Genomic DNA, 13581 nt, shown 5'->3' on the forward strand with positions numbered 1-13581 from the left:
TATGAACTCAAAACGGGCGGAGGAGTTTATCCATCATCAAGAGATATTGGATACACTGGAATATGCGCAGGCCAATCGAAACAATCGCCGGCTGATAGAAAGCTTGATTGAAAAGGCGGGTTTGTGCGGGGGGCTCTCGCATCGGGAGGCTGCCGTGTTATTGGAGTGTGACGAGCCCGACTTGACTGAGCGTGTTTTTCGTCTGGCAAAGGAAATCAAGCAGAAGTTCTACGGCAATCGCATCGTGATGTTTGCTCCACTGTATCTGTCCAATTATTGTGTGAACGGTTGCGTATATTGTCCCTATCATGCCAAGAATCGCACTATTTTGCGCAAGAAGCTGTCGCAGGAAGAGATACGGCAAGAGGTGATTGCTTTACAGGATATGGGACACAAGCGTCTGGCATTGGAGGCGGGAGAAGATCCGCTACGTAATCCTATCGACTATATCCTTGAATCCATCCGTACGATTTACGGCATCCGTCATAAAAACGGAGCCATCCGCAGGGTCAACGTGAATATAGCTGCTACCACGGTAGAGAATTACCGTCGTCTGAAAGAGGCGGGCATCGGTACTTATATCCTTTTTCAGGAGACTTATCACAAGGAAAACTATGAGGCGTTGCATCCTACAGGACCTAAGAGCAACTATGCCTATCATACCGAAGCGATGGACCGTGCCATGGAAGGTGGTATAGATGATGTGGGTATGGGAGTACTTTTCGGACTGAATACCTATCGTTACGATTTCGTGGGACTGCTGATGCATGCCGAGCATCTGGAGGCCGCTTTCGGAGTAGGGCCGCATACCGTCAGCGTTCCGCGCATTTGTCCGGCGGATGATATTTCGACGGAAGATTTTCCGAATGCCATCTCGGATGAGGTGTTTTGCCGCATAGTGGCGGTTACGCGTATTGCGGTGCCCTATACCGGCATGATTATCTCTACCCGCGAGACGGAAGCTGTGCGCCGCAGGGTGCTTGAGTTGGGTATTTCGCAAATCAGCGGAGGTTCGCGCACCAGTGTAGGGGGATATGCCATACCCGAAAAAGAAGAACAAGGCGCTTCGCAGTTTGATGTGAGCGACAGGCGTACGTTGGACGAAGTGGTGAACTGGCTGCTCGAACTGGGGCATATTCCCAGCTTCTGCACCGCTTGCTATCGCGAAGGGCGTACCGGCGACCGCTTTATGTCGCTTCTGAAGAACGGACAGATAGCGAATTGCTGCCAACCAAATGCTTTGATGACGCTGAAAGAGTATCTGGAAGATTATGCTTCGCCCGATACAAGAGAGAAAGGAATACGCGTGATTCAAGAAGAAATAAACCGCATTCCTAATCCGAAAATAAAGGGGATAGCTTTAAATAATCTGCAAGAGATAGAAAAAGGGAAAAGAGACTTCAGGTTTTAGAAACAAAGAATAAAAGATGAATCAGATTCCTCGTTCGACCCGCCTGCACATCGCTCTCTTCGGAAGGCGGAACAGTGGAAAATCCAGTCTTATCAATGCTTTGACCGGACAGGACATTGCACTTGTGTCGGCCGTACCGGGTACTACGACCGACCCTGTGGCAAAGGCCATGGAAGTACATCCTCTCGGCGCATGCCTGTTCATTGACACTCCCGGTTTCGACGACAATGAAAATGAACTGGGAAATATGCGCGTGGAGCGAACCTTAAAAGTGGTGGAGAAAGCAGATATCGCCCTGCTGCTTTGCGAAGACGGCGGAGCGGAGGAGAAGCAGTGGGTGGAGTGCCTGCAGGCGCATCACATTCCGACAGTGCTTATTCTGAACAAGTCCGACCTTCGTCCGGATGCCGGCGCACTGGCCTCTCAAATCGAGAATAATTGCGGCCAACGTCCTTTGATTGTCTGTGCCAAAGAGGGTATCGGTGTAACTGAAATCTATCAGGCTATCCTGAAGAAAATCCCGGAGGATTTTGGTGGAGAAAGTATCACGGGAGATTTGGTTCGAGAGGGAGATACGGTTCTTCTGGTGATGCCGCAGGATATACAAGCTCCTAAAGGCCGCCTTATCCTTCCGCAGGTGCAGACACTCCGTGAATTGTTGGACAAGAAATGTATAGTGACATGTTGTACCACGGACAAACTTGCAGGCACTTTGCGGACGCTTGCACATCCTCCGAAACTGATTATTACCGACTCACAGGTGCTTCCCATAGTCTGCCGGCAAAAGCCGGCGGAAAGCCGGCTGACCTCTTTCTCCGTACTTTTTGCCGCATATAAAGGCGATATCGACTGTTTTGTCGAAGGGGCGGCCGCCATTGATCGTTTGACGGAACAATCGCGCGTGTTGATAGCGGAAGCCTGTACGCATGCTCCGCTTACGGAAGACATAGGAAGGGTGAAACTCCCCCGCCTGTTGCGTCGGCATGTCGGTCCGAATCTACAGATTGATATTGTCTCAGGAGATGACTTTCCCGATTCCCTTTCCGGATATGATTTGATTATCCATTGCGGTGCCTGCATGTTTAACCGGAAGTATGTGCTCGGCCGCATTGCAAATGCCCGTTCGCAACAAGTTCCGATGACGAACTACGGAGTGGCAATCGCCTATTTGAGCGGAATGAAGATTCACGGAAAAGAAGTTGTGATTGGCGGTTAGCGGTCAATGATAAGCGGAAGGCATGCTGTGCCGTGATTTCACACAATCGCTGACCACTTGTTGCTTAACCCGAATTCGATATTAAGAGAAGAAGTAGACGAGATGCCGTCCGAAAGATGATGAGACGCACTTGAAAACATTCACCGTCAAGGGGAGAAAACTCTATCTTAGCGCTTGCGTTATATATCTTGCGCCTTGCGATATATATCTTAGCGCCTGCGATATATAACGCAAGCGCTAAGATAGAACTTTCCTCCTAATCTCTTCCTGTTTCAGACAAGGCAGAGACAGGTTTTATCCGCTGATGAAGAGTTTTTCTTGCACGGATGAAACCCATATCCAAAGCCTTATATCGAACCCGGATTGCTTGCCACTAACCGCTAATCCCCCTTTTCATCCTCTTCTTCCAATATTTTCTTCACGTCTATCGGTTGCAACCTTCCGTAAACTTTATCTCCTACCATTACTACGGGGGCTAATCCGCAGGCCCCCACGCATCGGAGGCAGTCGAGGGAATATTTCCCGTCAGGAGTTGTTTCGCCCACATCGATGCCCAATACGCGTTTGAACTCTTCGAGCAGTTTTTCCGAGCCTCGTACATAACAAGCTGTTCCCATACATACCGAAATGGGATGCTTGCCTTTGGGTTGCATGGTGAAAAACGTGTAAAAAGTCACGACCCCATACACGCGGGATACCGGAATATTCAGTTTGGAGGCGATGATGCGTTGCATCTCTTCGGGCAGATATCCATGCAAGTGTTGGGCCTCGTGCAATATGTTGATAAGTTCGCCCGGCCGATTGCCATGCTTGTCGCAAATGGCACGTACTTGTTCGGCAACGTCGCAGGGCAGTTTCATCTCTGACATAGCTCTTCTTTTTAGCGGTTTAATCAATGGATTTGTTGAAATAACGTGTATGCAGCAGATGTTCTGCCGTTTCACTCAGAGGCTTGCCCAGATACTCTTCATACAATGTCTTGATGTATGGGTTTTCGTGCGATTTGCGCAACGGCTTGGCGGCATCCTCACGATAGAGAGCATTGGCACGTGCATAAAGCACATCCGAATGGCCGTGGTGCAACGGTTGTCCGCCACCGCCTATGCAACCGCCGGGGCATGCCATGATTTCAATGGCATGATACTCGTTCCGACCGTTGCGGATATCCTCCAGCAGCCGGCGTGCGTTTCCCAACCCGTGGGCAATGCCCACTTTCAGTTCAAAGCCGTTCAGATCAATGGTTGCCCGCCGCACACCTGCCAATCCGCGTACTTGCTCGAAGTTCACGTTCTCCAATGTGTTTCCGGTGTAGATTTCGCAGACCGAGCGCAAGGCGGCTTCCATCACGCCTCCGGTGGTTCCGAAGATGACACCGGCACCCGTCGATGCTCCCATAGGCAGATCGAACTCTTTATCGGTCAGCAGTGTGAAGCCTATGTTGGCACGTTTGGTGAGACGGGCCAGTTCGCGGGTTGAAATGGAGTAGTCTACGTCGGGATTACCGTTCGTCTTGAACTCCTCCCGGTCACATTCGTATTTTTTGGCCAGACAGGGCATGATGGATACCACCACCAGTTTTTCGCGCGGAATGCCCATCTTCTCCGCCCAGTATGTTTTGGCGATGGAGCCGAACATTTGCTGTGGCGAACGTGCTGTGGAGGGGATATCGAGCAGATCGGGGAAATGATGCTCGAAGAAGTTGACCCATGCCGGGCAGCAGGAGGTGAGAATGGGCAGGCGTACAGACTTGTCGCCGTTCAGATAAGCGGTCAGTCGTTTCAGAATTTCGGCCCCTTCTTCCATGATGGTGAGGTCGGCTGCAAAATCTGTGTCGAACACATAGTCGAATCCCAGTTCGCGCAAGGCATATACCATTTTCCCCGTCACCAGTGTGCCGGGAGGCAATCCGAATTCTTCGCCCAAAGCGGCACGTACGGCAGGGGCTGTTTGCACGATGACCACTTTGTCGGGGTTCTCCAAATCTTCGAGCAGACGATTGGTGTGGTCGCGTTCGGTCAGTGCTCCTACGGGGCAGACGGCAACGCATTGTCCGCAATAGGTACATTCGCTGTCCGTCATCATCTTGTCGAAGGCCGGAGCAATGGTCGTGTTGAATCCGCGGCGGATGGCACCCAATGCGCCCACGGTCTGCACTTCGTTGCATACACTTTCGCAACGACGGCAGAAGATACATTTATCCATGTTTCGCACGATGGATGAAGTTACTTCACGTTTGCGGGGAGAGAGTTCGCCTCCGTTGAACGGCATGGCACGAATATTGAAGCGCAGTGCCAATGTCTGCAATTCGCAATCACCGCATTTGGGGCAGGTGAGGCAATCATTGGGATGGTCGGATAATATCAGCTCGGCCACCACTTTACGGGCATTCATTACACGCAACGTGCTGGTGCGCACCACCATTCCTTCCGTGCAACGCGTGGCACAGGCAGGAGCAAGGTTGCGTCGTCCTTCTACTTCCACCACACAGATGCGGCACGATGCCGGATTATTCTTGATGCAAGTACCCTTCAGGTTTATGTGGCAAAGGGTAGGGATGTCGATGCCTGTTTTCCGTGCCGCTTCCAGAATGGTGGTTCCTTGAGGTACGGTGATATAGTGGCGGTCTATTTGCAAGGTTATTTGTTTCTCTTCCATGACGGGTTAGGTTTTTAGCATACAGATATTGCTTTGAATTTGCAGCGCGCCATGCACATGCCGCATTTGATACATTTGTCCGGATTGATGACATGCGGTTTGCGCACATCTCCCAAGATAGCATCTGCCGGGCAATGTTTGAAGCAGAGGTGGCACCCGATACATAATTCCGGATTGATGGTGTAGGTGAGCAGCGACTTACATTGCCGTGCCCGGCACACTCTGTCCTTTACGTGTTCCAGATATTCATCGTAGAAGTTGTTGAGCGTGGAGAGCACCGGATTGGGTGAGGTCTGTCCTAATCCGCAGAGGGCGGTATCCTTTATCACCTGCCCCAGCGTGGAGAGTTTTTTCAAGTCCTTTTCCGTTCCGCAACCTTGGGTTATCTTGTTCAGAATCTCAAGCAACCGCTTGTTGCCGATGCGGCATGGAGTACATTTCCCACAAGACTCTTCTACGGTGAATTCGAGGTAGAAACGGGCTACTGACACCATGCAGTCGTCTTCATCCATCACAATCATGCCGCCCGAACCCATCATGGAGCCTTCTGCAAGCAGGTTGTCGAAGTCTATCGGGGTGTCCAGATGCTTCTCTGTCAGGCAGCCTCCGGAGGGGCCGCCTGTCTGCACGGCTTTGAACTTCTTGCCCCCCTTTATGCCGCCGCCGATTTCGTAGATGACTTCGCGAAGTGTCGTACCCATAGGAACCTCTATCAACCCTACGTTATTGATTTTTCCGGCAAGGGCGAAAACTTTGGTTCCTTTAGAATGTTCCGTTCCGATGGACGAAAACCATTCGGCTCCTTTTGTAAGTATAATCGGTATGTTGGCAAGTGTCTCCACATTGTTCACGTTGGTGGGCTTTCCCAAGTATCCGGTTTCTGCCGGGAAGGGTGGTTTCAGGGTAGGTTCGCCGCGTTTTCCTTCCATGGAGTGAATAAGCGCCGTCTCTTCGCCACAGACAAACGCTCCTGCGCCATAACGGATTTCGATGTCGAAACAGAAGTCTGTACAGAAAATGTTGTTGCCCAATAGCCCGTATTCGCGAGCTTGCGCAATGGCTGTCTTCAAGCGTTGGATGGCAAGCGGGTATTCGGCACGGATGTAAACCAATCCTTTCGACGAACCTATGGAGTAGCCGCAGATGGCCATCGCCTCTACAATAGAGTGCGGGTCGCCTTCCATGATGGAGCGGTCCATGAATGCGCCGGGGTCGCCTTCATCGGCATTGCACACTACATATTTTATATCCGCTTGCTGATGGGCGGCAAATTCCCATTTCTTTCCGGTGGGGAAACCGCCTCCGCCGCGTCCGCGCAGTCCGGAACACTTTATTACTTCCATCACTTCTTCCGGTTTCTTGGTAAGCAAACTCTCTGCCAATGCTCTGTAACCATTCAGGGCGATGTATTCTTCTATGTTTTCAGGGTCGATGAAGCCACAGTTGCGTAAAGCTATGCGCATTTGCTTCCGATAGAAGTCCATGTGCTTGGAGTCGCTGACAGCCTTTTCCGTCTTAGGGTCTACGTAGAGCAGTCGTTCTACTTTTTGCCCGCCGATGATATGCTTGCCGATGATTTCATCGGCATCTTCCGGAGCGACTTGTGTATAGAACGTATTGTCGGGGATAATCTTGACAATAGGCCCTTTCTCGCAAAAGCCGAAGCAGCCGGTTGTAATCACGTCTACCTTGTCGGTAATTTTGTTTTTTTCGAGTGCCTGCCGCAGTCTCTCGGCAATGACATGGCTGGCAGAGGCTTTGCATCCTGTACCGCCACAAATCAGGATTTGCAGATGCTTTGTGCCCGATGCCAGTCCGCAGCATTGTTCCGTTCGCAACTCATTGCTTTGCTTGCGTAGCCGAAGCGCATTTTCCGCCCTCTTCCTGATAGCTTCCAGATCATGATTAGTCAGTATTTTCATTACGTAATGGATTAGGTCGGAAACAAAGATATGAAAATATTTAAAAATAGCAAAAATAAAGAGAAAAAAGGAAGAGCGCTTACATTGATATGTAATTATGCTTCTTTAGTCTGTTAATAATTAATAATAGATAGTACTATGTAATACATGGTATTGATGCAATGCATATATTTGTACCAAACAAAGAAGGTTGGTATAATGACAGTTTATCGAGAAAACGACCTGAGGAAGATAAAAACAATGAGGAAAATAGAATAATAAATAGTCAAATAATAAATGTCATCATGGATGTAAACAATGTAAAGTCGCAAATGCGCAAGGGCATGCTTGAATATTGTATCATGCTGCTGCTTCACAAGGAACCGGCTTACGCTTCGGACATCATTCAGAAGCTGAAAGAAGCCAGATTGATAGTAGTGGAAGGAACGCTTTATCCGTTGCTCACCCGTCTGAAGAACGACGATCTTTTGAGTTATGAGTGGATTGAATCTACGCAAGGTCCTCCTCGCAAGTATTACCGGTTGACGGCGGAGGGTGAAGTCTTTCTCGGCGAATTGGAAGTATCTTGGAAAGAACTCAATGATACAGTCAACCACATCAGTAACTCCTGAGGTCGCAAATGCCAAGACTGATATAAAAGATGTGGGTTCGTGATAATAATATTTGACAAGAAAAACGTCCCAAATCATTCTGAGAATCAGCACGGCGATTTTTACTAAAAACTCACCGGATTTTTAGTAAAAATTCGCTGGAAAATTAGTAAAAATCCGGAGAGTTTTTAGTAAGCATAAAATTGAGGGTTTTCATGAAGTATTTTATATATACAAATGGCCCTTGTGTGGAGGAGTGAACCTGAATTGGCGTATAAATAAAATAGTAAATAGTTAAACAATAAATAGAATTAGGTTTTATGAAAAAGACATTAACAGTAAATTTGGGTGGAACCGTTTTCAACATAGACGATGATGCATACCGCCTTTTGGATAATTATCTGAGTAATCTCAAGATGCACTTTAGCAAAGAAGCAGGTGCCGATGAAATTGTAGATGATATTGAACGTCGCATTTCCGAGCTTTTTGCAGAGAAACTGTCAACCGGTTTGCAAGTAATTACGATTGCCGATGTGGAAGAAGTGATTGCCCGTATGGGGAAACCGGAAGATATGGAGACCGAGAAAGAAAGCAGCAGTTTCGATTCGGGTGCTGCGAATGCCGGCAAGAGCTATGGCTCCGGTGCTTGGAGCGGCGATGCGGCATACGGTGCTGCTCGTCGTCGTCTTTACCGAAATCCGGACGATAAAATGCTGGGAGGTGTTGTCGGTGGATTGGCAGCCTATTTGGGATGGGATGTAACTTTGCTTCGCCTGTTGCTGCTTGTCGTTCTGGTGTGTGGGGTAGGGACGTTGATTCCGGTTTATATCGTATGTTGGCTGCTTATACCCGAAGCCCATACGGCAGCTGAGAAACTGAACATGCGTGGCGAAGCCGTGACGGTAGAGAATATAGGTAAGACTGTGACGGACGGTTTCGAAAAGATGGCTAATGGTGTGAACGATTATATGAAGTCGGACAAGCCCCGTACTCTATTTCAAAAGATCGGTGATGCATTGGTAATGGTTGCAGGTTGGTTTTTGAAGATTTGTCTGGTTATTTTTGCTATCATTTGCAGTCCGATATTGTTTGTATTCGGAGTGCTGTTTGTGACACTGTTGTTTGCCGCAGTCATGGTGGCCATAGGTGGTGGTGCCGCTCTGATTGCTCTCTTTCCGATGGCCGATGTGGTATTACCCGATTCTCCGTTAGTGGCTATTGTGATGTACATTGCCGGAATTTTGGTGGTGGGTATTCCTTTGATCAGCCTTGTGTGGGGTATTTTCAGCCAGATGTTCAAGTGGCAACCTATGAATACAGGTCTGAAGTGGACGCTGGTCATTCTATGGATTGTGAGTGCGGCCTGTTTCGGCATCTGTTATCTGATGCAAGGGAGCACTTTCCCTGAAATCGGTTTGTTGCACAACATATAAACTGATGCAGGTTCGAGATAAAGAGCCCTGCACTGACATCCAATGAACGGAGGCGCATAAGCTACCATTACTGATGGTAGTCTATGCGCCTCCGTTCATTCATTATGAAACGATATCAGCTGTAAGCCTTCAGTCTTTATTTCTTTGCCCTTATCACCCGGATTCCGGTCCACTTGTCATTTTCTTTCAGCAATTGTGACAAGGTGACTTTAGATACTACCACTTTTTTCTCGGTAGAAGAGGCATGCAGCAGAGTAAGTTTTCCGTCGGCATAGAAAGCAATGCCCATGTGGACTACATCCAATCCCGGAATATTCGTTGTGATGGCAATGATATCGCCGTCTTTAATCCAAGGCAATCCTTCAGCCGGAAGTTTCTGTTTAGGCAGGTAATGGATGATTTTGCCTGACAATGCGCGCTCCGTTTCTTTTATTTTAGCTACATTTTCTGCCGAATTGGCCAGATGCATGTATTGCTGGGGGCGGGATGACATATAGAAAATGGATAGTTTCTCGGTATCGGAACTCATCTTCGCCGTGATATCTTCGAGGAATCCTTTGCGTATCCCGTTGTCTACCCAGTCTGTATTGTAGTGCAGTCTGGAGGCATATCCGTCAATCTTGCCGTTGCGATAACGGATATTTTGCAACTTCTCGCCGAATGCCGTTTCAGATACGTCTCCATCTTCCATTTTCGGAGTTAGGGTTTCAGCTAGCACATATTCCACGAAAGTGGTGCAATCTACTTCATCACAATTGATGATAAGTTCTTCCGGACCTTCCGCTTCGAGTGTGTGAGCCACATAAGGAATATCCAGATACTTTATTCCGTTACTCAACATCTCTTTCCCTACTTGTGCAGAAGCCGAGGTCAGCACGCCTGTGGCACAAAGGATGCAGAACATAAGTTTACTCATTGTTTTCATACTCTTAAGTCTTTTGATTAGTTATTCTTTTTGTTTTATTGAAAGCCATTGCGTTTGATGACGAATGGCCAACTCTTTTTCCCTCCTTTTGCAAAAAGGTGAAAAAGGATGCAGCAAATGTACTACATCCTTTTTATAAATGCCTCATCAGGAGGGAGTAAAATTCAAAAGACCTCTTAATATTGCAGGATTAATGATTTATAATCCTCTTTTTTGTCGAACGGAACAATCGAGAAACCATATTCGATAGCGTTGGCTCTGCCCGGACGAATCAAGTAAGCCTCGTGAGGTATCGCTCCCCAGCTATCATCTCCTCCAAGCCCCATCATGCGGTAGTCGATGAATAAGTCCACCATCTCTTTGGGTTGCGGGTCGGTGAGATGACGATGATTGCTCTTCGCTGTACGCGGAGCACCATTGTCAATAGAGTCACCGCTATCCAAACTCTCCAGCGGATAGTTGGAAGCATTCATCTCGAAAGTGCTGTCGGCAATGAACAGCAAGCCCCGGTAAGCTTTGTCAGTGAGTGCACACCAATAAATGTCCGTCCGGTGATTGTTCTCTTGCGGACGTATATAGGGTTCGTACATCGTTTTCAGCGGAGTAGTATATTCTCCGATGAACTGTGAGGTTCGACGGTCGCGATAATTCTCTTTCGGTCCCCGGCCATAATAAGTCAAGTTTTTGAAAGAGTTCTGCAGCTGCATCCGCAAGCCTACACGCGGAATCATTGGCGCTTTCTCATTCTCAGTCACGAAACGATTGTCCACTTTGATTATTCCGTTGGCATATATCCGGTAGGTAATGTCCCAGCGAGCATCTGTCTGCGCAAAACGATAAGTCACCTTTACTGTGGTAGAGTCGTTGCCCTGCAATACGCGGAAGCTTTCGGCTTTCGGCTCCTGATAGCTTGCATCTTTCCATGCTTTGAGGTGGAGGGGTAATTGTGCTCCGTAATCATTATCTGTCGGGGCACGCCAGAAGAAAGGTCGGAGACCTTGACCATCCAGGATATACTCTTGTTTTTTATACAAATAAGATGTGAGCAGACCACTTGTCTTATCGAAAGTAGCCTTGAAATCGGTACCCGAGAATTCTATTTTGCCATCTTCGTCTTTGGATGCTGCAAGTTTCTCCAGCTGCGCTTCTTTCTTGAAGAAAGTATGGATATAAGTCTGTTCGCGTGCAATAACTGTACCAACCGGCAGGAAAGGTTCGGCTGTCTTTATGGCTGCATAGAATTCTATGCGTACGTCTCCAGTAGTCTTTTTTTCCTTAGGAATGCCATTCAGGAATCCGGAAGTTACAGCCTTGCCCGGTGCAGCTTTGATGTTCTCTATCTTGCCACGATAAATTTCCTTTCCGGCATCGCGAATGATGTAATAAAAATCATATTTTTCCAGATTGGTAAAGGAAAAATCATTGCGGATTTTCACGGTGCAGGTCTGCTTATCGAAATCCATGAATTTGATGTTCTGATAAACTTTTCCCATCTCCTCCGTTTGTGGCTTGATGCTGCGATCGGGATACACCACTCCGTTGATACAGAAATTTCCATCGGAAGGCGTACCGTATTCTCCATAGTCTCCTCCATATTTCCAGTATTTACGTCCGTCTGTGGTCTTAGCAGCCAATCCCTGATCTACCCAGTCCCAAATACATCCCCCTTGCAGGATGGGATATTTCTCTATGATGTCCCAATAATCTTGGAAGTTGCCGAGACTGTTACCCATGGCGTGAGCATATTCGCAAAGAATAAGGGGGCGTGTCATGTCCTTGTTCAGAGCATACTCCTCCAAAGCTGCGGGCGAAGCATACATAGGGCAATAGATATCCGTGTTCCACTCCATCAGCGCACGTTCATACTGAATAGGACGGCTGTCGAGCGATTTCAAAGTATTGTAGGTAACGTAGAAATTCAATCCGTTTCCGGCTTCGTTTCCTAATGACCAGATGATGACTGACGGATGATTCTTGTCTCGTTCGTACATGTTCAGTGTACGATCGATGTGCGCATTCATGAAGAGTGAGTTATTTCCCAGAGTTCCTCCAAGACGAAGGTCGTAACCCATGCCGTGACTTTCAATGTTGGCTTCGTCGATTACGTACATGCCATATTCGTCGCAAAGCTCGTAGAAGCGCTCTTGTTGTGGATAGTGGCAGGTACGTATGGTATTGATGTTATATCTCTTCCAAAGCTCAAAGTCCTTTTTCATCAAATCCTCCGTGACATAATGTCCTGTATACTCGTTGTGCTCATGATAGTTCACTCCTTTCACGAGAATGGGCTGCCCGTTTATCAACAATTGCCTGTTTTTTATTTCCACGGTGCGGAATCCCACTTTGCAGCTGGTGGCTTCAATCACGTCACCGTTCGGACGCTTCAGGCTTATGATGAAAGTGTATAGATTGGGAGTCTCGGCAGTCCATTGCAAAGGCTCTTTAATACTCTTTGTGGCAAACTCCACTTCGGTTTGTCCGATGCCCGTCTGTATGGAAGACTGTGCTACCTGTTGGTCTTTGTTGTCCAGCAACCGGTAGGATACGATCAAAGGAGAGTTTTGTCCGCTTTCGTTGGTAAACTGTGCCTTAACCTTCAGGACTCCATTTTTATAGTGTTCGTCCAAAGGAGTTTCCACTTTGAAATTCGTAAGATGAACTTGAGGCTGGGCATAGAGATAGATGTCCCGTTCTATACCACTGATGCGCCAAAAATCCTGACATTCCAAGTAATTGGCATCGGAAAAACGATGTACTTGTATGGCTATGGTGTTTTTCCCCTTTTTAACAATGGTGCTGACATTGAAGCGTGCCGGTGTCTTGGCATCTTTGCTCATGCCTACGAACTTGCCGTTGAGGTAATAGAAAGCGGCTCCACGTACGCCATCGGCACTCAGGAAAATGGATTTGTTCTCCCAATCGTTCGGCAGCGTGAATTCACGACGATAAGTTCCGGTAGGATTCCATTCCTTGGGGACATAAGGAGGATTGGGTTTATCCCAATAAGGAGCATAGCCTGCCGAGCAAAACTCATAAGGCAGGTTCACATAAATGGGAGTGCCGAAACCTTGCAGTTCCCAGTTACCGGGAACATTGATCTCGAGCCAGCGACCTACATCTGCCCGTTCTGCCATAAAATCCGTAGGACGGTCAGTAAAGTTCTCCACATAGTTGAATTTCCATTTTCCGTTAAGAGATAAACGGAATGTACCGTTCTTACGGTCATTGATGACAGCATCGGCTTCTGTAATGTAAGAAGTGAATGTGCTTCGTGCAGGCTCTCTGTTGATGCTTGTCAGATTAGGATTGGTTATGTCGTCGTAGCGATTGCTGCTCTGTGCTGATAAGGCAAGCGGAATTACTGCGAGGAAACCAAATAGTAAATGATGCATTCTCATAGAAATAATGTTGTTAAGTTAATGGAAAAAC

9 protein-coding genes are annotated in these 13581 nt (G+C 47.8%); 4 read left to right on the plus strand and 5 right to left on the minus strand.

What is annotated here, in order from left to right; all coding sequences use genetic code 11:
• Position 1: 1 nt before the first annotated feature.
• A complete protein-coding gene (gene hydG / locus C3V43_RS03940; protein ID WP_394336161.1) occupies positions 2–1411 on the plus strand; it encodes a [FeFe] hydrogenase H-cluster radical SAM maturase HydG in 1410 nt (469 codons plus the stop codon).
• Positions 1412–1427: 16 nt separating this feature from the next.
• Entirely contained in the window at positions 1428–2627 is a 1200-nt protein-coding gene (hydF, locus tag C3V43_RS03945; protein ID WP_106068688.1) for a [FeFe] hydrogenase H-cluster maturation GTPase HydF, read from the plus strand.
• Between the two features lie 380 nt (positions 2628–3007).
• Here hydF and nuoE read toward each other — a convergent pair whose 3' ends face one another.
• The 3 genes from nuoE to C3V43_RS03960 are packed head-to-tail and all read right to left on the minus strand — an operon-like array spanning position 3008 to position 7204.
• Entirely contained in the window at positions 3008–3496 is a 489-nt protein-coding gene (gene nuoE / locus C3V43_RS03950) for an NADH-quinone oxidoreductase subunit NuoE (RefSeq protein ID WP_106068689.1), read from the minus strand.
• Between the two features lie 19 nt (positions 3497–3515).
• The gene (locus C3V43_RS03955; protein ID WP_106068690.1) at positions 3516–5282 is read right to left on the minus strand and encodes an NADH-dependent [FeFe] hydrogenase, group A6; all 1767 of its coding nucleotides are present in this window, start codon (positions 5280–5282) and stop codon (positions 3516–3518) included.
• 14 nt (positions 5283–5296) lie between these two features.
• Positions 5297–7204, minus strand: a complete 1908-nt coding sequence (locus C3V43_RS03960) for an NADH-quinone oxidoreductase subunit NuoF (protein WP_106068691.1) — start codon at positions 7202–7204, stop codon at positions 5297–5299.
• Between the two features lie 284 nt (positions 7205–7488).
• Between C3V43_RS03960 and C3V43_RS03965 the strand changes: the two genes are divergently transcribed.
• Positions 7489–7815, plus strand: coding sequence for a PadR family transcriptional regulator (locus C3V43_RS03965; protein WP_106068692.1), 327 nt, complete (start codon positions 7489–7491; stop codon positions 7813–7815).
• A 299-nt stretch (positions 7816–8114) separates the two neighbouring features.
• Complete coding sequence (locus C3V43_RS03970) at positions 8115–9227, plus strand: PspC domain-containing protein (RefSeq protein ID WP_106068693.1); 1113 nt, start codon at positions 8115–8117, stop codon at positions 9225–9227.
• A 136-nt stretch (positions 9228–9363) separates the two neighbouring features.
• On the opposite strand, the gene C3V43_RS03975 is transcribed toward C3V43_RS03970, so the two are convergent.
• Positions 9364–10152, minus strand: a complete 789-nt coding sequence (locus C3V43_RS03975) for an N-acetylmuramoyl-L-alanine amidase-like domain-containing protein (RefSeq protein WP_106068694.1) — start codon at positions 10150–10152, stop codon at positions 9364–9366.
• 176 nt (positions 10153–10328) lie between these two features.
• A complete protein-coding gene (locus tag C3V43_RS03980) occupies positions 10329–13550 on the minus strand; it encodes a glycoside hydrolase family 2 TIM barrel-domain containing protein (RefSeq protein WP_106068695.1) in 3222 nt (1073 codons plus the stop codon).
• Positions 13551–13581: the final 31 nt, after the last annotated feature.

Origin of the sequence: Prevotella heparinolytica, from assembly GCF_002998535.1 — a bacterium.
Classification (GTDB): Bacteria; Bacteroidota; Bacteroidia; order Bacteroidales; family Bacteroidaceae; genus Bacteroides; species Bacteroides heparinolyticus.